General features: G+C 75.9%; 19 protein-coding genes, 1 tRNA gene and 2 pseudogenes. 11 read left to right on the forward strand and 11 right to left on the reverse strand.

What is annotated here, in order from left to right; all coding sequences use genetic code 11:
• Positions 1 to 3 precede the first annotated feature (3 nt).
• The 9 genes from E9565_RS10755 to E9565_RS10795 all read right to left on the reverse strand — a co-directional run bounded on the left by E9565_RS10755 (position 4) and on the right by E9565_RS10795 (position 7644).
• Complete coding sequence (locus E9565_RS10755) at positions 4 to 903, reverse strand: cytochrome c oxidase assembly protein (protein WP_236835023.1); 900 nt, start codon at positions 901 to 903, stop codon at positions 4 to 6.
• Complete coding sequence (locus tag E9565_RS10760; protein ID WP_236835025.1) at positions 900 to 1298, reverse strand: hypothetical protein; 399 nt, start codon at positions 1296 to 1298, stop codon at positions 900 to 902. Before E9565_RS10760 ends, E9565_RS10755 begins: the two co-directional genes overlap by 4 nt.
• Positions 1295 to 2482 (reverse strand): cytochrome c-type biogenesis protein CcmH, encoded by a 1188-nt coding sequence (locus E9565_RS10765; RefSeq protein ID WP_236835026.1) that lies wholly within the window; start codon positions 2480 to 2482, stop codon positions 1295 to 1297. Before E9565_RS10765 ends, E9565_RS10760 begins: the two co-directional genes overlap by 4 nt.
• Positions 2479 to 3021: a redoxin domain-containing protein gene (locus E9565_RS10770; RefSeq protein ID WP_236835027.1), complete on the reverse strand. Its 543-nt coding sequence runs from the start codon at positions 3019 to 3021 to the stop codon at positions 2479 to 2481. The genes E9565_RS10765 and E9565_RS10770 overlap by 4 nt, the downstream gene beginning before the upstream one ends.
• On the reverse strand, positions 3018 to 5015 hold the full coding sequence (locus E9565_RS10775) for a heme lyase CcmF/NrfE family subunit (protein ID WP_236835028.1): 1998 nt from the start codon (positions 5013 to 5015) through the stop codon (positions 3018 to 3020). Before E9565_RS10775 ends, E9565_RS10770 begins: the two co-directional genes overlap by 4 nt.
• On the reverse strand, positions 5012 to 5425 hold the full coding sequence (locus E9565_RS10780; RefSeq protein WP_236835030.1) for a cytochrome c maturation protein CcmE: 414 nt from the start codon (positions 5423 to 5425) through the stop codon (positions 5012 to 5014). The genes E9565_RS10775 and E9565_RS10780 overlap by 4 nt, the downstream gene beginning before the upstream one ends.
• 91 nt (positions 5426 to 5516) lie before the next feature.
• A complete protein-coding gene (ccsA, locus tag E9565_RS10785; protein WP_236835032.1) occupies positions 5517 to 6248 on the reverse strand; it encodes a cytochrome c biogenesis protein CcsA in 732 nt (243 codons plus the stop codon).
• Positions 6249 to 6325: 77 nt separating this feature from the next.
• Positions 6326 to 7006 carry a heme exporter protein CcmB gene (locus tag E9565_RS10790; RefSeq protein ID WP_236835034.1) on the reverse strand — a complete coding sequence of 227 codons (681 nt, stop codon included), beginning with the start codon at positions 7004 to 7006 and terminating at the stop codon, positions 6326 to 6328.
• On the reverse strand, positions 7003 to 7644 hold the full coding sequence (locus E9565_RS10795) for an ABC transporter ATP-binding protein (RefSeq protein ID WP_236835036.1): 642 nt from the start codon (positions 7642 to 7644) through the stop codon (positions 7003 to 7005). Before E9565_RS10795 ends, E9565_RS10790 begins: the two co-directional genes overlap by 4 nt.
• Before the next feature lie 137 nt (positions 7645 to 7781).
• On the opposite strand from E9565_RS10795, the gene coxB reads away from it, so the two are divergent.
• The 9 genes from coxB (at position 7782) to E9565_RS10840 (ending at position 15423) form a co-directional block, all read left to right on the forward strand.
• Positions 7782 to 8738 carry a cytochrome c oxidase subunit II gene (gene coxB / locus E9565_RS10800; RefSeq protein WP_236824771.1) on the forward strand — a complete coding sequence of 319 codons (957 nt, stop codon included), beginning with the start codon at positions 7782 to 7784 and terminating at the stop codon, positions 8736 to 8738.
• On the forward strand, positions 8735 to 10639 hold the full coding sequence (gene ctaD / locus E9565_RS10805) for a cytochrome c oxidase subunit I (protein WP_236835038.1): 1905 nt from the start codon (positions 8735 to 8737) through the stop codon (positions 10637 to 10639). Before coxB ends, ctaD begins: the two co-directional genes overlap by 4 nt.
• Positions 10636 to 11244 (forward strand): cytochrome c oxidase subunit 3, encoded by a 609-nt coding sequence (locus E9565_RS10810; protein WP_236824773.1) that lies wholly within the window; start codon positions 10636 to 10638, stop codon positions 11242 to 11244. Before ctaD ends, E9565_RS10810 begins: the two co-directional genes overlap by 4 nt.
• On the forward strand, positions 11241 to 11711 hold the full coding sequence (locus tag E9565_RS10815; protein WP_236835040.1) for a hypothetical protein: 471 nt from the start codon (positions 11241 to 11243) through the stop codon (positions 11709 to 11711). The genes E9565_RS10810 and E9565_RS10815 overlap by 4 nt, the downstream gene beginning before the upstream one ends.
• Complete coding sequence (locus E9565_RS10820) at positions 11708 to 12103, forward strand: cytochrome c family protein (RefSeq protein WP_236824775.1); 396 nt, start codon at positions 11708 to 11710, stop codon at positions 12101 to 12103. The genes E9565_RS10815 and E9565_RS10820 overlap by 4 nt, the downstream gene beginning before the upstream one ends.
• On the forward strand, positions 12100 to 12918 hold the full coding sequence (locus tag E9565_RS10825) for a c-type cytochrome (protein WP_236835042.1): 819 nt from the start codon (positions 12100 to 12102) through the stop codon (positions 12916 to 12918). Before E9565_RS10820 ends, E9565_RS10825 begins: the two co-directional genes overlap by 4 nt.
• The gene (locus E9565_RS23215; RefSeq protein WP_236835044.1) at positions 12915 to 13739 is read left to right on the forward strand and encodes a ubiquinol-cytochrome c reductase iron-sulfur subunit; all 825 of its coding nucleotides are present in this window, start codon (positions 12915 to 12917) and stop codon (positions 13737 to 13739) included. The genes E9565_RS10825 and E9565_RS23215 overlap by 4 nt, the downstream gene beginning before the upstream one ends.
• Positions 13736 to 15019: a cytochrome b N-terminal domain-containing protein gene (locus E9565_RS10835; RefSeq protein WP_236835046.1), complete on the forward strand. Its 1284-nt coding sequence runs from the start codon at positions 13736 to 13738 to the stop codon at positions 15017 to 15019. Before E9565_RS23215 ends, E9565_RS10835 begins: the two co-directional genes overlap by 4 nt.
• Before the next feature lie 110 nt (positions 15020 to 15129).
• A complete protein-coding gene (locus tag E9565_RS10840) occupies positions 15130 to 15423 on the forward strand; it encodes a hypothetical protein (RefSeq protein ID WP_236824783.1) in 294 nt (97 codons plus the stop codon).
• Positions 15424 to 15529: 106 nt separating this feature from the next.
• On the opposite strand, the gene E9565_RS10845 is transcribed toward E9565_RS10840, so the two are convergent.
• Both E9565_RS10845 and E9565_RS23540 read right to left on the reverse strand, forming a co-directional pair.
• Positions 15530 to 15606: transfer RNA gene (locus E9565_RS10845), tRNA-Met, on the reverse strand.
• Positions 15607 to 15701: 95 nt separating this feature from the next.
• Positions 15702 to 17132: pseudogene (locus E9565_RS23540) on the reverse strand (BCCT family transporter); the annotation flags it as partial.
• Between the two features lie 60 nt (positions 17133 to 17192).
• Between E9565_RS23540 and E9565_RS10865 the strand changes: the two are divergent.
• Together E9565_RS10865 and E9565_RS10870 are read left to right on the forward strand one after the other, a co-directional pair.
• Positions 17193 to 18539: a threonine/serine exporter ThrE family protein gene (locus E9565_RS10865; protein ID WP_236824787.1), complete on the forward strand. Its 1347-nt coding sequence runs from the start codon at positions 17193 to 17195 to the stop codon at positions 18537 to 18539.
• Positions 18540 to 18642: 103 nt separating this feature from the next.
• Positions 18643 to 19043: pseudogene (locus tag E9565_RS10870) on the forward strand (hypothetical protein); the annotation flags it as partial.

Below are 19043 nucleotides of genomic sequence, written 5' to 3' on the forward strand. Positions count from 1 at the left end.
GGCTCAGCGGCCTGCGGCGTCCAGCGCCGGGCGGGCCCGGCCGGGCATGGGCGGGACCGGCACGGGCGGCCCGTCCTCCGCGGGCGCGGAGCGCACCAGCCGCAGCACGAGGACGACGGCGGCCAGCAGGTAGACCGGCGTGCCGGTGGCCCACAGGACCGCGCCGGCCACCTGCTGGTCGGCCACCGGGTCGAAGCCGTGGTCGGCCGCCGTCCCGACGTACACCTCGTACCAGGGGGTGGACGACAGCATCATGGCCCCGCCGAGCACCGCCTCCCCGAACGCCGGCACCAGGACGGCGACCAGCCCGGCCACCAGCTGGCCGAGCCGCCGGCGCGGGATCCGCAGCACGCACCACCAGAAGACGGCCGCCGCGGCGAGGAACGTCAGGTGCTCGGCGACGTGCAGGGCCTCCGAGCGCACCGCGGCCTCGTAGGCGCCGGGCAGGTGCCACAGGAGCACGACCGCGAGGTACCCCACGGCGACGACGAGGACGACGCCGGGACGGCGGGCACCCCGGACCACGGCCGCCCACGGCCGGGCGACCACGTCCCGGGCGCGGGGCGGCAGGGCGCTGAGCACCCGCGGCACCGGGTCGGCGACGACCAGCAGCGGTGCGGCCACGATGGTCAGCAGCAGGTGCTGGACCATGTGCGCGGTGAGGGAGTCCTCCGCGAGCCGCTCCAGCGGCGAGGCGAGCGCGGCGCCGAGGGCCGTCAGGCCCGCCAGCCACGCCGCTCCCGGGGCGGCGACCGCCCAGGGGGACCGGCGGCGTGGGGCCGACCACGCCAGCAGGCAGGTGTAGCCCAGGGCGGCCAGCCCGAGCAGGGCGATCGTGGTCGCCGACCAGTCGCCGCCACCCAGCGCGTGGGCCAGCGTGCTGCCGGGACGCGGGGCGCTCACGGCCCGGCCCCCGTGGCGACGACGCCGAGGAGCGTGTGCATGCCCGCGGCGTGGTGACCGGTCACCGTGCACCAGAGCTCGACGCGCTCGTCCGCCGCCACGGTGAAGCCCAGCTCGTGCACCTCCCCGGGGTCGAGCACCGGCGTGACCGCGCGCTGGTCGCCGTCGACGCGGACGGCGAGGTCGTGCGGCGCGGCCCCGGCGTTGGTCACCACCAGCTCGACGTCCCCCGCGGCCAGCGGCCGGCCCTCGGTGACGATCTCCCACTCGGTCAGCCCGACCCGCTGCTCGGCCGCCGGTGGGCCGGCCGCCGGCGGCGGGGCCTCGGCGGTGCACCCGGTGAGGCCCACGGCGACCGCAAGCGGCAGCAGCGCGCGGGCGGGGTGCGCGGTCACGCCTCCCCCAGCAGGTCGCGCACCGCGTCGGCGGCGGGGTGGCCGGGGGCCAGCTCCAGGAAGCGCCGCAGGGTGGCGTCGGCCGCCGGGTCCCCGAGGGCGTGCTCGGCGGAGCCGAGCATGAGCAGCGCCTCCGGGTGCTCGGGCACCGCGTCGAGCACGGTCCGCACCAGGGGCACGGCCTCCCCCGGCCGGTCGTCGCGGAGCAGCGCGAAGGCCAGCGACAGCGCCACCGCCAGGTCCTCCGGCCGCTCCTCGAGCACCGCCCGGTAGGCGGTCGCCGCCTCGGCGAACCGGCCCTCGTCGTCCAGTGCCCGGGCCTGCCGGAGCAGCTCGCCGGCGAGGTCGTCCGCCGCTGCCCCTTCCCGGCCGGCCGGGACGCCAACCTCCTCCGACCCGGCCGCGGCGGGTGCGAGGGCGCGCGGGACGGCGACCGCGGCGACCGTGCCGACCACGGCCACCGCCACCACCGGGAGGAGGACCGCGGGCCGCGGCAGCCGTGCCCGCGCCGGCGCGGCGCCGGAGGGTGCGCCGTCGCGCCCGGCCGGGGCCTCGCGGGGGGACGGCTCGGCCGAGGTGATCCGCAGGACCTCCGCGAGCACCTCGTCCTCGGCCGCCTGCGCGGGCCCCCCGGACCGCGAGCCGGAACGCACGTCGTCCAGCAGCTGCAGCGCCGCTTCCAGCCGCTCGTCGTCGCCGGAACCGGTGAGCCGGTCGCGGCGGCCGAGCGCGGCGGCCACCGCCGCCTCGGCGGCTGCCCGCTCGGCGGGCGTCAGCGCGGGCCGGGCGGTGGGCCTCCGGCGGGTCACCAGGACGCCGACCGCGACCACGCCGCCGAGCAACGCGACGCCGGGCAGCACCACCAGGGCCCAGCCCACGCCCTCCCGCGGCGGGTCGAGCAGGATCCACTCGCCGTAGCGGGTGACGAAGTGTGCGCGGATCTCCTCGGGCGTCTCGCCCGCGGCCACCCGCTCGGCGATGACCGCGCGCATGCCCCGCGCCGCCGGCGCCGCCGAGTCCGCCGCCGACTCACCGGCGCAGGTGGGGCACCGCAGCCCCGTCGCGATCTCGCGGGCGGCCTCCGCCGGGTCGGTGCGCGGGGCGGGCTCCTGGCGCCACCAGAGGGCGGCGACCAGCGCGAGGGCCGCGAGCACGACGGCCGCGACCCGCAGCCGGGCGCTCACGCCTCCTCCAGGAGGGGCAGCACTTCCTCGGCCAGCCAGGCTGCGGAGACCGCACCCACCCGCCGTGCGACGACGGTCCCGTCCCGGTCGACCACGAAGGTCTCGGGCACGCCGGTGGTGCCCCACTCGACCGCCAGCCGGCCGTCGGCGTCGACGATGCTCGGGAACGACGTCCCGCCCACGCCGGCGAGGAACTCCCGCGCGGCGGCGTCGTCGTCGTTGACGTCGATCCCCACGAGCCGCAGGCCCTGCGGCCCCCACTGCCCGGCCGTCTCCACCAGCAGCGGCATCTCCTCCCGGCAGGGCGCGCACCAGGACGCCCAGACGTTGACCAGGACCACCGAGCCGCGCAGCTCCGCGAGGTCGGCGTGGCCTCCGTCGAGCGTGGTGCCCGCCAGCGGCGGGGCCGGACCGCCGACCATGGCGGTGGCGGACGCCTCCTCGCGGGGGCGGTCGAGCGCGAGGGCCAGCGGCACCACCAGCGCGAAGCCCGCGAGCAGGGCGGCCACCAGCAGCAGCCCCCGCCGCCGGCCGCTCACCGCTCCCCCGGCGCCAGGCTCGGCACGGGCTCGCCCGACGTCGCCCGGTGCCCCCGCACCCGGCGGGCGGGCCAGCCCGCGAGGACCGCCCCGAGGGCCATCACCCCACCGGCGGCCCAGAGCCAGGACACCAGCGGGTTCACGGCGATGCGGAGCAGCGCCCAGCCACCGTCCGGGTCGACCTCGGTGACGGTCAGGTAGACGTCGCCGGCGAGCGTGGAGCGCACCGCCGGGGAGGCCACGGTGATCGCGTGCGCCGGGAAGGTGCGCAGCTCCGGCGCCGCCGCACCCCGGGCGCGGCCGTCCTCCGCCAGCGCCACCCGCGCGACGACGCGCATCTCCTGCGCCGTGCGCTCGCGCTCGACCGCGTCCAGCCGCGCCGTCCAGCCCGCCACCGCCACCGCGTTCCCCACCGCGACCCGCTGCTCCGTCGCCGTCGAGAACGAGGAGGACGCCGCGACGGCGACCGCGGCCAGCGCGACCCCGATGTGCACGACCAGCCCGCCGTGCAGCCGCCGCCGGCGGCGGACCGCTTCCAGCAGCGACCCCGGCCACGACCGGCCGGTGGCCCGCCGGGCGACCCGGGCGCCCTGCCCGACCAGCTGCACCGAGGTGGCGAGGACCAGGGCGGCGAGGCCGAACGCGGTCAGCGCCGCGGCCCCGGAGACGCCCAGCGCCACCAGGGAGGCGACCAGCGCGACGGAGACGGCGAGCGGCACCGCCACCCGGCGGGCGAGCGCCGGCACCGTGTCGCCGCCCCACGACACCAGGGGGCCCAGGGCCATGAGCAGCAGGACGACCAGGGCGACCGGCACCGCCATCTGGTTGAAGTACGGAGGGCCCACCGACACCTGGCTGCCGTCGGCGAGCTGGGCGAACACCGGGAACAGCGTGCCGAGGAGGACGGTGAAGGCCAGCCCGACGAGCAGGACGTTGTTGCCCAGGAACACCGTCTCCCGGGAGAGGCGGGCGTGCAGGGTCCCGTCGGGTCCGAGCCGGTCGGCGCGCCACACCAGCAGCACGGCGACGACGGCCAGGACGACGCCGATGAAGCCCAGGAGGAGCGCGCCCAGCGTCGACCGGCTGAAGGCGTGGACGCTGTCCACGATGCCGCTCCGGGTGAGGAAGGTGCCGACCAGCACGAGCACGAAGCCGGCCACCGCCAGGCAGACGTTCCACACCCGGAGGGTCGCCCGGCGCTCCTGCACCATCGCCGAGTGCAGCAGCGCCGTGGCGGTCAGCCAGGGCAGCAACGAGGCGTTCTCCACCGGGTCCCACGCCCAGTAGCCGCCCCAGCCGAGGACCGCGTAGGCCCACCAGGCGCCGAGGACGATGCCCAGGGTCAGGAAGGTCCAGGCGACCAGGGTCCAGCGGCGGACGGCGAGCAGCCAGCCCCGCCCGGTGTCGCCGGTGACGAGGGCCGCCACCGCGTAGGCGAACGGCACCGCGAGCCCGACGTAGCCCAGGTAGAGCAGCGGGGGGTGCGCCCCCATGAGCGGGTTGTCCTGCAGCAGCGGGTTGGGGCCCGGTCCGTCGGCCGGGACCGGGGAGACCCGCTCGAACGCGTTGCCGCCGAACAGCGCCAGCGCGAAGAAGAAGGTGGCGACGGCCGACAGGGTCACCAGCACCCAGGGGTGGTGCCGGGCCGCCCGGGCGTCGGGGCGGCGCGCGACGGCTGCGGTGTAGCCGGCGAGCACGACCAGCCAGAGCAGGAGCGAGCCCTCCAGCGCCGACCAGAGGCTGGTCACCCGGAAGTACAGGGGGACGGCGCGGCCCCCGTTCTCCGCCACGTACCGCACGCCGAAGTCGTGCGTGAGCAGCGCCCACTCGAGGACGGCGGCGGCCGCCAGCGCCGCACCGAGGACGGCGTAGGTGAGCCGCCGCGCGGAACGCGCCGGCACGCGACCGGCCGCCACCCCGACCCAGGCCGCGAGGGCCGTGACCGCCAGGACGACCCCCGAGGCCAGCGAGGCGGTCCCGAGCAGCGCCGTCACCCGGCCTCCCCGACGGGCCGGTACTCGTTGGAGTGCTTGACCAGCACCAGGTCGCCGACGAAGACGCCGTCGGCCCCGAGCCGCCCCTCGACGACGGCGCCCTGCCCCTCGGCGAACACCGCCGGCAGCGCGCCGGAGTAGACGACGGGGAGGGTGGCGACGCCGTCGGTGACGGCGAACCGCGCCTCCGACCCGACGCGCTCGACCGAGCCCACCTGCACCAGGCCGCCGAGCCGGAGCCGCTCGTCCTCCGGTGGCGGCTCCGCGAGGAGCTCGGTCGGCGTCCGGTAGTAGACGAGCGTGTCGGCCAGCCCGCTGACCCCCAGCAGGGCCAGCGCCCCGCCCACGGCCCCGACCACCACGAGGAGCCGCAGCGAGAGGGTGCGCCGCCGCTGCGCCGGCCGGCTCACCGGCCGTCCCGCCCCGGGCGGGTGGCCCACAGGTAGGCGAGCCACACGAGGGCGGTGAGCAGGAAGCCGAGGACCACCGCCAGCTGGCCGTTCACCGCCCGCCTCCCGGGACCACGGTGATGACCGGCGCGGCGCCGTCCGCGGGAGGGACGGCCGCCGGCTCGGACCCGGCCGCCCGCAGCCCGGCCACCCGGCGGCGGACGACCAGCACCGCCAGGAGCGTGAAGGCGACCACGCCCGCCGCCAGCGCCCACGCCATGACCGGGTCGATCGGCGGACTGCCGTCGGGGCCGAGCACGGTGGGCGGCTGGTGCAGCGTCCGCCACCACACGACCGAGAAGTGCACCACGGGCACGTTCAGGAAGGCGACGACGCCGACCGCGGCGGACCGGCGGGCGGCGACGTGCGGGTCGTCGGCCATCCGGCGCACGCCCAGGTAGGCGACGTAGACCAGCAGCAGCACCGTCGTCGTGACCAGCCGGGCGTCCCAGGTCCACCAGACGCCCCAGACCGGCCGGCCCCAGAGCATGCCGAGCCCGATGGCCAGCGCGGTCAGCCCGACCCCCAGCTCGGCAGCGGCCTGCGCGCACCGGTCGAAGCGCAGGTCACGGCGCACGAGGTAGGCGACGCTGCACACCAGGACGGTCGCGAAGGCGAGGTAGGCGACCCAGGCGGCGGGGACGTGCACGTACATCAACCGCTGCGCGGGCCCCTGCACCGCGTCCTCGGGGGCGACGAGCAGCGCCAGCACCAGCGCGATCCCGGAGGCGACGCCCGCGGCGGCGGGGAGGAGCGCTCCACCGGGCGCCGGGGTCCTGGGCACGCGCGCTCCTCCTGTCGAGCGGCCCCCCGACCGTGAGGTCTCGGGGACGGCTGGGTCGGCGGGACGCGGCCAGCCTCTCACTCCTCGAGGAGGAAGGGGAAGACGGCCCAGGCGGTCGCCCCGGCGACCAGGTCGTAGGCGACCAGCAGGGCGAGCCACGGCAGAGGGTCGGCGGCGGTCGCGGCCTGCGTCCCGGCGAGCAACGCGGGCAGCCCGGCGGGCAGGACGAGCGCGGCCAGGAGGCCCGCCCCACGGGCGGACGCCGCCAGGAGGGCTCCGAACACCGTCGTGCTCGCCGCGACCCCCACCAGACCCAGCACCGCGGCGGCGAGCCCGGCGACGGGTACCGCCCCGTCGAGCAGGAGGACGGCGAGGACGGTCCCCGTGCCCCAGGTGACCGCCAGCGCCGCCCAGAGGACGGCCGCCTTGGCCAGGAGCAGCACCCCGGGCGGGACCAGGCCGCGCAGCAGGTCCCAGGAGTCCTCGTCCCGCTCGGCCGCGGCGACCACCCGTGCCAGCGGGACGGCGGCGGTGAGCACGAGCAGCCACACCAGACCGGGTGCCGCGGTCCGCAGCGCGGCCGGGTCGGGGCCGAGCACCAGGCCGCCCAGGACGACGCCGGCCGCGACGAAGGGCAGCACCGACGCGAAGCCGTCGACGCCGCCCAGGGCGACTCGCGCGTCCCTCCGCACCAGCACCGCCACCGTGCGCAGGGTGCCGGCGGGGAGGTCCTGCCGCCGCGCGCCCCGACCGCTCACCCGAGCACCGTCACGGTGCCCGCCGCGAGCTCCAGCCGGGCGTCGGCCGCACCGAGGTGCCGGGCGACCTCCGAACCCGCGACGAGCACCGCCGAGCCCTCCCCGGCCAGCGCGGCCACCGTCCGGCGCACGGCGGCCCGCCCCTCGGCGTCGAGGTGCTCCGTCGGTTCGTCCAGGCAGACCACCGCCGGGGCGACGACGCGGGCGACGGCGAGGGTGACCCGGGCGTGCTGCCCCGCGGACAGCCGGCCGGCCTCCCGGTGCCACAGCTCCTCGGGGAGCCCGCAGGACGCCAGGGCCGCCGCTGCGGAGGCGGCCGGCTCCGGCCGCCCGGCCAGGGCACCGGCGAAGGCCACGGCCTCCACCGCCCGCTGCCGGCGGCGCGTCCCCGCGCCGGGGCGCAGGTAGAGCGCCCGCCCGGTGGCCGAGCGGCTGCCCGACGTCGGCTCGACCAGCCCGGCGGCGATCCGGAGCAGGGTGGTCTTCCCGGCGCCGTTCGCCCCGCCGACGACGCACACCGCCCCCGGCGCGAGCCGCAGCGTGAGGGGGGCGAGCACGGTGCGGCCCCCGTACCGGCAGGCCACCTCGTGGAGGGACAGCGCGGGCGGGCCCGCTCCGCCGGGGCTGGACTCGGTCATCGTGCCCAGGATCGTGCCACCGGGCGTGGCGCGACGGTGCAGTTGTGCGGCACGGCGGAGCCGCTAGGGTCGGCTGGGACCGCAGCGGGCCCGCCCGGGGAGGCGCTCCCGCCCACCTGCCCCGGAGGTCCGCGACCGTGCCTGCCGAACCCGCTCCGGTGGCGGCACCGGCGCCGGGCTCGGTGCTCGACCCCGTGGGTCCCGAGGCGGCGCAGATCGCCGGCCTCACCTGGTTCATGATCGTCCTGGGCGGCCTGCTGTGGCTGGCCACCGTGGTCTTCCTGGTGCTGGCGCTGCGGCACCGCGCGCACCGGGAACCGCGGGCGAACGACCGCGGCGCCAAGGCGTTCATCGCTGTGTGGGGGGTGGTCGTCCCCGTCGTCGTGCTGCCGATCGTCTTCGTCTACAGCCTGGTGGTCGGCGTCCAGACCTCACGGCCCGCGCCGCCCGGGGAGCTGACCGTCGAGGTCGTCGGCCACCAGTTCTGGTGGGAGGTGCGCTACCCCGAGGCCGGCGTCGTGACGGCGAACGAGATCCACGTCCCCGTCGACCGGCCGGTCCGGCTGGAGCTGACGTCCGCGGACGTGATCCACAGCCTCTGGATCCCCCCGGTGGCCGGGAAGCTCGACCTGTTCCCGGGCCACACGAACGTCCTCTCCCTGCAGGTCGACGAGGCCGGCCGGTACCTCGGCGAGTGCGCGGAGTTCTGCGGCATCCAGCACGCCCGCATGCAGTTCGTCCTGGTCGCCCAGGAGGAGGAGGAGTTCAGCGAGCACCTGCGCGCCCTGCAGGCGGGTCCCGCCGAACCGGGCAGCGACCTGGCGGAGGCCGGCCGCGAGGTGTTCCTGGCCGCCGGCTGCGGCCAGTGCCACCGCATCGAGGACGTCAGCGAGGGCGCGGACTTCGCGCCGGACCTGACCCACCTGGCGACGCGCGACACCATCGCCGCCGGGATGCTGGAGAACACGCGGGGCAACCTGGCCGGCTGGATCCTCGACCCGCAGGGGCTCAAGTCCGGCGTCCGCATGCCGCCGAGCAACCTCTCGGGCGAGGACCTGCAGGCGCTGCTGGCCTACCTGGAGGGCCTGCGGTGACCACCCTCCAGGACCCGCCCGCCACGGAGGACCGGCTCGCCGCCACCTGGGCCACCCAACCCGGGGCGGCCGGCTGGTTCACCGCGCTCAACCACAAGCAGGTGGCCCAGCGCTTCCTCGTCACCGCGTTCGTCTTCTTCGGCCTGGGCGGCATCCAGTCGGTGCTCATGCGCTGGCAGCTGGGCAGCGCCGAGAGCACCTTCCTCGACGCGCAGACCTACAACGAGCTGTTCACCATGCACGGCACGACGATGATGTTCCTCTTCGCCGTGCCGGTGGGTGAAGCGTTCGCGATGTACTTCCTGCCGCTGATGCTCGGCACCCGCGACCTGCCGTTCCCACGGCTCACCGCGTTCGGCTGGTACATCTACGTGCTCGGCGGGATCTTCCTCTACAGCAGCTTCCTGTTCGGCCAGGTGCCCGACGGCGGGTGGTTCGCCTACACCCCGCTCACCGGCCCCGAGTACTCCCCGAGCTCCTCGATCGACTTCTGGCTGCTCGGCGTGACCTTCGTGGAGATCGCGACGATCGCGGGCGCGATCGAGCTGGTGGTGCTGATCCTCCGCTACCGGGCGCCGGGCATGAAGATCAGCCAGATGCCCCTGCTGGCGTGGAACGTGCTGGTGACGGGGATCGCCGTCATCTTCGCGTTCCCGCCGCTGGTGGTCGCCAGCGTGCTGCTCGAGCTGGACCGCAAGGTCGGCACGCACTTCTACGACCCGGCGGCCGGCGGGGAGTCCCTGCTCTGGCAGCACCTCTTCTGGTTCTTCGGCCACCCCGAGGTCTACATCATCCTGCTGCCCGGCCTGGGCATCGTCTCCACGATCGTGCCCGTCTTCGCCCGCAGCCGGATCGTCGGCTACAGCCTGATCGCGGTCTCCACCGTCGCCATCGGCATCCTGTCGTTCGGCGTGTGGGTGCACCACATGTTCACCACCGGGATCCCGCAGCTGGGGCTCGCCTTCTTCTCCGTGGCCAGCTTGTTCATCCCGATCCCGAGCGCCATCCAGATCTCGGCGTGGATCGCCACGATCTGGCAGGGCCGGGCGGTCTGGAAGACCCCGATGATGTACGTCGTCGGGTTCATCGTGATCTTCGTCCTCGGCGGGGTCACCGGGGTGATGGTCGCCTCCGTCCCCTTCGACACCCAGGCGCACGACAGCTACTTCGTCGTCGCGCACTTCCACTACGTGCTCATCGGCGGGATCCTCTTCCCCGTCCTGGCCGCCGTCCACTTCTGGATGCCGAAGATCACCGGCCGGCTGCTCGACGAACGCCTCGGCACGATCGGGTTCTGGCTGACCTTCATCGGCTTCAACGTGACGTTCTTCCCCCTGCACATCACCGGTCTCCAGGGCATGCCGCGGCGCCTGTACACCTACGCCGAGAGCACCGGGTGGGAGCTCACGCAGTCCATCGCGACCTGGGGCACCGTCGTCCTCACGCTCGGCCTGCTCATGACGCTGGGGAACGTGGTGCACTCGGCCCGCTACGGCGAGCGCGCCGGCGACGACCCCTGGGGCGGGGAGACCCTCGACTGGTACGCGACCTCGCCGCCGCCCGCCTACAACTTCCGCGGCATCCCCGAGGTCGCCAGCCGGTCACCCCTCTGGGACACCCGCCCCTTCCGGCCGAGGTACGACCCGGCCACCTGGCAGGACGAGCTGCGCGAGCCGCGTGCACCCGTGCGCCAGGTCGTGCTGACCAGCGTCCTCGACGCCGCCCCCGAGGAGCTGGTCACCCTGCCGCAGAAGTCGTGGTGGCCGCTGGTGATGGCCGTCGCGCTCACCGTCGCCCTGATCGGCACGATGATCGACGTCTACCCGCTGGCCCTCACCGGTGTGCTCGCCGCCGTCGTCACCGGGGTGGCGTGGATCTGGGACAGGCAGGACCAGCGGTGAGGACCAGCGGGCACACCGGGGAGGCCGCTCCGCGCCCGGCCCCGCACATCGCCCGGGGCACCGGGTGGTGGGGGATGCTGCTGCTCCAGCTGGTCCTGGTGTCGATGCTGGCGGCGCTGCTGTTCTCCTACTTCTACCTCCGGGACGGGTTCGACACCTGGCCGCCCGCCCCGGCCCCGGCCCCCGCGCTGGGGCTGACGGCGGTCGCCACCGGGCTGCTCGTGCTCAGCGCCGTCCCGGTGGCCGCGGTCCACCTCGCGGCCCGGGCCGGCCGCAGCGACGGCCGGGGCCCCGCCGCGCTGGCCGCTGCCCTCGCCCTGGGGGCGGCCTTCCTGGCAGTGCAGTTCGCCGACTACTCGGCCAACGACATCGACCCGCAGCGCGACGTCTACGGCTCCCTCTTCCTCGCCCTCGCCGGCTTCCACCACGTCAACGCCGTGCTGGCGCTGCTCGGGCTCGGCGTGGTCCTCCTGCGGGTGCGGTCCGGCGGCATGCGACCGCGGGAGCAGGAGATGGTGGTGACCGCCGCCCACTACTGGTACTTCGTCGTCTGGTCCTGGATCGTCGTCGCCGCCACCCTCTACCTGGCACCGAGGTTCTGGTGACCGCCGCGACCCCGGAGACCAGGCGACCCGCCGGCCGCCCCGTCCTCTTCTGGTTCGGCGTCGGTGGCGGCACCGCGGCCTGGCTGCTGCACCTGCTGGCCGGCTACTGGGCCGTCGAGGTGGCCTGCCCCACCGAGAGCCCGGTCCTCCCCGCCTACCTCGTCGGGCTCACCGTGCTGCTCGCCGGTGCGGCCGTCGCCGCGAGCTGGGCGTCCTGGTGGGCGATGCGCCACCTGCCGCCGCAGCCGGAGTCCGCCGCGGTCCCGGGCCCGGAGCCCCGGCCGCTGCTGCCGTGGCGGCGCCGTCGCGACCCGGAGGAGGCACCCCCCGCCGGCGCCTGGGACCCGGTGCCCAGCCCCGCGCGCAACCGGATGCTGGCGCTCACCGGCCTCACCATGAACCTGCTCGCGGTCGGCCTCATCGTGCTGGCGCTGCCGCCCGTCCTCGCGTACGGACCGTGCTGGTGACCGGGCGACCGCGCGGCCCCCGGGCCCGGCTGGCCGCGGCGCTGGTCGCCGCCGCGGCCGGGCTGACGGCCTGCACCGACGCGACGGGCGGGGACGGGGAGTTCCAGGCCTCCCCCGAGCGCGGGCGGGAGCTGCTGCGCGAGTACGGCTGCGCCTCCTGCCACCAGGTACCCGGCGTCGCCGGCCCGCAGGGGCGGGTCGGCCCGCCGCTGGGCACGATCGTCGAGCGGCGGACGGTCGCGGGCACGCTGCCGCATACCCGGGAGAACCTCGAGGCGTGGATCCAGGACCCGCAGCGGATCGACCCCGGCAACCTCATGCCCGACCTGGGCGTGACCGACGAGGACGTCGACGCCATCGTCGCCTACCTGTACTCGCTGGGGACACCGTGAGCGCCCGCCGCCCGGCGCGCTGGCTGCTCGTCCTGGCGCTGGTCCTGGCGTGCGCGGGGCTCACGCTGGCGACGGCGCCGGTCGAGGCCGCCCCCGCACCGCGGACCGCGGAGCTCACCGAGGGCGGGACGGTCTACCAGCGGTACTGCGGCATCTGCCACAACAACGACGGCAGCGGCATCCCCGGCACCGGGGTGGAGGCGGGGCCGGACCTGCGCGGTCTGCCGGTCGCCTACGTCGACCTGGTCATCCGGACGGGGCGGATGCCGCTCCTGCACCGGGAGGTCGGCGCGGTCGAGGAGCAGCTCACCGACGAGCAGCGGGAAGCGGTGGTCGCCTGGATGGCCGGGGAGTTCGAGCTGACCGGTGGGATACCCCAGGTCGGTCCGGGCGACCCCGGCCGCGGGCAGCCGCTGTGGCTGACCAACTGCGCGCCCTGCCACAGCGCCGCCGGGAACGGCGGCATCTCGGCCGACGGGACGATCGCCCCGGAGGTCACCGGGATCGACCCCACCGGGATCGTGGAGGCCCTCCGCGTGGGCCCCTTCGAGATGCCCCGCTTCGGCGACGAGGTGATCAGCGAGCAGGACGCCGCCGACATCGCCGCCTACGTGCAGGACCTCTCCGACGCCGAGACCACGCCGCTGGGCCTGTCCGACATCGGCCGGGTGTACGGCGGCGTCTTCACCGCGCTGCTGGCCCTGACCGTCGTCGGGACGCTCTTCGTCGTCGCCCGGCGCGGCCGGCGGCCGGACCTGCGGCCGGACGGTCCACCGGTGGACGAGACGGAGGAGACGGGGGGCACGCGGCCGTGACCGGGGTCCGTCCCGGCGCCGCCGGGGACCGCCTGCGCCGTCCGGTGCCGGTCGGCGTCGGCGCCGTCGCCGCCGCCCTGCTCGTGGCCTTCGTCGCGGGCGTGTTCCTGGACTGGCCGACGTCGGCGCTGGGGCTCGCGCTGACCGGTGCCCTGCTGGCCGTGGCCGTCGTCGTGGGGCAGGTCCGCGGCCCGGTCGCGCGGGAGCTGGTCTGGCCGGACGAGCGCTGCCCGGGCGACGCCCCCGTGGCGACCGCAGCGGCAGCCGCCGTCGCCACCCCCGTGCGCCGGAGGTGGGTCCTCGGCGGGCTGGGCGGCCTCGGCGTCGGCGCGCTGGCCGGTGTCGGGCTGCTGGCGTGGTCCGGCCGGGACGGCGGGCCGGTCACGGCCTGGCGGCGCGGCGTGCACCTGGTCACCGCGGAGGGGCAGCGCATCCGTGCCGCCGACGTGCCGGTGGGTGGGTTCGGCACCGTCTGGCCCGAGGGGTCGGTCCGCGCCGACCTCTCGGCCGTGGTGCTCGTGCGGCTGGCGACGCAGGAGGCCCAGCCACCCACGGTGCTCGACTGGGTGGTCGGCGACCGCATCGTCGCGTACTCCAAGATCTGCACGCACGCCGGCTGCCCGGTGGGCCTCTACCAGGAGGACACCGACTCCCTCTTCTGCCCGTGCCACCAGGCGACGTTCGACGCGGCACGGGGCGCGGTGCCGACGTTCGGCCCGGCGTCCCGGCCGCTGCCCCAGCTGCCCCTCGGGGTCGACGGCGACGGCTTCCTCGTGGCGACGGACGGGTTCCCGACCCCGATCGGGCCGGTGCGCGGATGAGCGTCCAGGAGGTCCCCACCCGGCCCCGGTGGCTGCGCGAGCTGTTCGTGCCGACGCACTGGTCGTTCCTGCTCGGACCGGTCGCGGTGATCGCGTTCGTGGTGCTGCTGCTGACCGGCGTGGTGCTGACCTTCTTCTACCAACCCTCCACCGAGCTCGTGGAGTACGACGGCTCGGCCGCCCTGTACGCCGGACGGGAGCTGCCCGCCGCGTTCTCGTCGGTGGTCACGATCGAGGAGGACGTGCCGGGGGGTCTCCTGCTGCGCCGGGTGCACCGCGCGGCCAGCTACCTGTTCGTGGCCGCGCTGCTGCTGCACGCGCTGCGCGTCCTCCTGGCCGGCGCGTTCCGGGGGCGCCGCTTCGTCAACTACCTCGTCGGGCTGGTCCTGCTCGCCCTCGCCCTCGCCCTCGGCTGGACGGGGCAGAACCTGGTCTACGACGTGGTCACCGGCAGCAGCGTCCGGATCGGCTACACGATCGCGGCGAGCATCCCCTACGTCGGCACCGAGCTCGCCGACCTCGTGTTCGCCGGACCCGACGTCGACGACGTCGTCGCCCGGTTGTTCTGGCTGCACGTCCTGCTCCTGCCGGTGGCCTTCCTGCTCGGCCTGGCCGCGCACCTCTGGCTCGTGGTCCGCCACCGGCACACGGTCCTCCCCCGCCGGCGGGACACCGACGGCCGGTGGCTGGTCGCCGTGCCCACCGGGGTCGGCCTCCGGTCGCGCGCCGCGCAGCTGGTGGCGCTGGTCTGCGCGCTGCTGGTGCTCGCCGCGACGCTGGTGCCCTTCGGGGACGTGACGCACATCGGCCCGTTCCTGCCCGGGGTGGCCGGCAACGACATGTACCCCGACTGGTACCTGTTCCCGATGGAGGGGGCCATCCTGCTGCTCCCGGCCGTCGACGTGACCGTGCTCGGCGCGACGATCACCAACCCGCTGCTCGGCGGGGTGCTGCTGCCGGCGGCCCTCGGCGGCGCGGCGCTGCTCTGGCCGCTGCTGGAAGCGCTGTTCCGGCGGCGCTCCCCCGCCGAGCAGGACCTCAGCGAGCACCCCTTCCACGCGCCCGTCCGGGTCGCCTTCGTGGCGCTGCTCGTCACGGTGACGGTGCTGCTGTCGCTCGGCGCCGCCAGCGACGTCATCGCGCAGGTCATCGGCGCGCCGGTCGCCACCGTCATCAGGGTGCTCCGGGCGTCCCTCGTCGTCGCCCCGCCGGTGCTCGCCCTGCTCGCGTACTGGTACGCGCGGCGGCGGTCCCGCCAGCAGCCGTTGCCGTCACACTAGGAGTACGCGGCGGTCGGCTGGGCCGGTGCTTCGGCCGCTCGCCGGGGCTGAGACCGCACCCCGACCTCCGGTAGCCGCTGGCGTGGCACCGGGCCATCCCGGGAGGACCGATGAGCGCAGGAGGGGACCACCGCGGCAACGGTGGACCGAACGACCCGGAGTCCCGCATGGGGGGCTGGAAGCCGGCCCGGCGGCGGATGATCACCCTGGCCGTGGGGGTCATCGTGGTCATCTTCACCGTGCTGCTGGTCGTCTGGCTGCTCGGCCGGTCCGCCGCCGACGCGCAGGGCCCGGCGGGAGCCGGGAGCGCAGTGCTCCACCACACCGAGGCGGGACCGGCCGCCGGTGGAACGGCCGGCACCCCGGTGGAGCCTGTCCGCGCGGCGGTCACGCCACGAGGGTGACCCGACCCACCTGACGTCCTCGGCCGGCGTTCCGCGGGTCGGCGTCCGCCGCCTACGACAGAGGCCCTGCCCGGATCCGGAAGGATCCAGGCAGGGCCTCTGCGCTTGGTAGCGGGGACAGGATTCGAACCTGCGACCTCTGGGTTATGAGCCCAGCGAGCTACCGAGCTGCTCCACCCCGCGCTGTGCCACCACGGTACCGCACCGGTCCAGGCGGCCGGGCCCCCGCTGACGAGCAGGACGGCGGCGGAGGCGGAGATGACCAGGCCCCAGATCACGCTGACCACCCGCGCCGGGTCCTGACCGCCACGGCTGCTCAGCGAGCCGAGCACGAAGGTGGCCGAGTCGGCGCTGGTCACGAAGAAGGTGACGATGAGGATCATCGCGCCGATCCCGGCGATCACGCCGCCGGGCAGGGTGTCCAGCAGGGCGAACAGCTGCTGCTCGGTCGCCTGGCCCGCGAGCCCGGCGCCCTCCTGCTCGGCGAGGATGCCGGCGCCGCCGAACACCGAGAACCACAGCCCGCTGACCAGCGTGGGCACCGCGAGCACGCCGACGACGAACTCACGGATGGTGCGGCCGCGCGAGATGCGCGCGATGAACGTCGCCACGAACGGCGACCAGGAGATCCACCACGCCCAGTAGAAGATGGTCCAGCCGTTGATCCACTCCGAACGCTCGGCGTCGAAGGGGCCGGTCTGCAGGCTCATCGTGGGCAGCTCGGCGAAGTAGCTGCCGAGGGTCGTGGTGAACGCGCCCACCAGCCGGCCGGAGGACGCGGTGAAGAGCACGAACGCGAAGAGCGCGACGGCGAGCACGACGTTGGCGGTCGAGAGCCACTTGATCCCGCGGTTGATGCCGGACAGCGCGGAGATCAGGAACAGGACGGTGACCACCGCGATGATCGCCAGCTGCACGCCGGAGCCGATGGCGATGCCGTCGCTCAGCGAGTTCAGCCCGCCGTTGATCTGCGCGGCGCCCAGGCCGAGCGAGGTCGCGACACCGAACACGGTGGCGACGACGGCGACGGTGTCCACGGCCGTGCCGAGCGGGCCGTCGACGCGGTCACCGAGGACCGGCCGCAGCGCGCCGCTGATGGTCGCCTTCCAACCGCGGCGGAACCGGGCGTAGGCCAGGGCCAGCGCCAGGACGGCGTAGATGCCCCACGGGTGCAGACCCCAGTGGAAGAAGGAGTAGCGCAGCGCGTCGCGGGCGGCCTCCGTGCTCTCCGGGGTGGCCGTCGGCGGCGTGAGGAAGTGCGACACCGGCTCCGCCACACCCCAGAACACCAGGCCGATGCCCATCCCGGCGCTGAACAGCATCGCGAACCAGGCGCGGGTGCTGTACTCCGGCCGGTCGGTGTCGGCACCCAGCCGGATCCGCCCCCACCGCGTGGCCGCGAGCACGATGACGGCGACCAGCACGATCGTCGCGGTCAGCAGGTAGAACCAGCCGAACCGGTCGACGACGAAGGAGCGGGCCGCGCCGGCGGCCGAGTCCAGCGACGAGGGTGAGAGGGCTCCCCAGAGGATGAAGGGGAGCACGACGGCCAGCGAGGCCCAGAAGACGGCGGAGGTTCTTCGCACGAGGGGCGGTTCCTTCAGTTGGGGACGGGACTGCCGGCCGACGACCGGCGTGCACCGCCGGCCGGGTGGTACCCGTCGGCCGGCACGATCATCCAGAGTTGCAGCAAGCACCGGAAATTGCATCTTCCCGCGGGTGACGAGGCCCACCCCCGCGGGCCCCGGTGCGTCGGGGATCGTGGGCGGGTGCCACCGGATCCCCTCCCGATGCAGGACGCCCACCGCGCCGTCGACCTGGCCCTCCGGGCGGGTGAGCTGCTGCTGTCCGCCGGGGCCAGCGCCGCCGAGGTGACCGCCACCTGCACGGTGGTGGCCCGCTCCTGCGGCCTGGTGCGGGTGGAGTGCGACATCACCTTCACCTCGATCACCGTCTCCGGCCACGCTGCCCAGGACGCCGGGCCCGTCAGCGGGTTGCGCCTGGTGCAGCGGCGCGAGCTGGACTACTCGCGCGCGACCGCCGTCCACAACGTCGTGGGTGACCTGGCCGCGGGCCGGGTCACCCCGGCGGAGGCCGACCGCCGGCTGGAGTCGGTCGCGAGGAGCCGCCAGCCCTACCGGCGGTGGGTCGTGACGGGCGCCCGGGCGCTGCTCGCCGCCGCGGTGGCCGTGCTGCTCGGCGCCGGCGCCTCGGTGACCGCAGCCGCGTTCGGGGCGACCGTGCTCGTCGACCTCGCCATCGACCGGCTGGGCCGCCGCGGCCTGCCGACGTTCTTCCTCAACGCCGTCGGCGGGCTGATCGCCACGTCAGTGGCGCTGGCCCTGGTGGCGGTGGACATCGGCGTCCGCCCCTCGCTCGTCGTGGCCGGCGGGATCGTGCTGCTGCTGCCCGGTGTCACGCTCGTCGGCGCGGTGCACGACGCGATCACCGGCTTCTACGTGACCGCGAGCGCCCGGGCCTTCGAGACCTTCCTGCTCACCGCCGGGATCATCAGCGGCGTCGCCGTCGGCCTGTCGATCGGGGTGCGGCTGGGCGTGCCGGTCGCCATGTGGGACCCGCCGTCCAGCAGCCTCGCGGACGTCCCGCTCCAGCTCGCCGCCGCCGCCGCGATCTCGGCCTCCTTCGCCGTCTCCAACCACGCCCCCCGGCGCACCCTGGCCCCCGCGGCCGCCGCCGGGGCGCTGGGCTGGGCCGTGTTCGTCGGGCTGGACCAGGCGCGGCTCTCGGTCACGCTGGCGACGGCGGCGGCGGCCGTCGCGATCGGCCTGGGCAGCTTCGTGCTCGCCGCCCGGCAGCGGGTCCCCGCACTGGTCTACGTCGCCGCCGGCATCATCCCGCTGCTGCCCGGGCTCACGATCTACCGCGGCCTGCGCCGGCTCACCGAGGGCGACACGATCGGCGGCATCACGATGCTCGGGACGGCGATCACCGTCGGGCTGGCCCTCGCCGCGGGGGCGCTCCTCGGCGAGTACGTGGCCCAGGCCCTCCGCCGCACCCGCCTGCCCGGCGAGCGCCGCCTGACCGGCCTCGTCCAGGCACGCGCGGTGCGCCCCAGGAGCCGGTCGGACCGCCGGCGGCAGTCCTCGCGCAGCTGACTGCACGGACCCGTGTGAACGGTGGGACGGGCCGCCACGGCCGGAGTGGAGGAGCGTGCGCGCCTCCGGCTCCCCCGCGGCCGCCCCGCCTACAGTCCGGCTCGTGGCGGCGGATCGGGCGGCGGGCAGGTTCGTCGGGAACCCGCAGCCGGTGGAGATCCACCACCGCGGCATCTGGTACTCCGGCGAGCTGCTCGGCTGGCGGCACACCCCCGACGGCCGGGTCTCCGCCCGCGTGCGGTGCACCGTCGACGGGCTGCGGCACTCGACGTGGAAGGACCTCGCCGAGCTGCGCCTGCCCGACCCGGCGCACCCGCCGCGGCGCGAACCGTTCCCGGCCGCGCCGGCCCGGCCGCCGGTGCCGGAGCAGGACCGCACCCGGCCGCACACCCTCCTCGCGGCGCTGACCACCAGGCCGCACCCGCCGGAGCACGCGCTCACCCCTCCGCCCGCTGATCCGGGCACCGCGCACGGCCGCACCCGCTCCCCCGCGGCACCCGGGCG

The sequence above is a fragment of the Blastococcus sp. KM273129 genome (genome assembly GCF_021698995.1).
Taxonomy (GTDB): Bacteria; Actinomycetota; Actinomycetes; order Mycobacteriales; family Geodermatophilaceae; genus Blastococcus.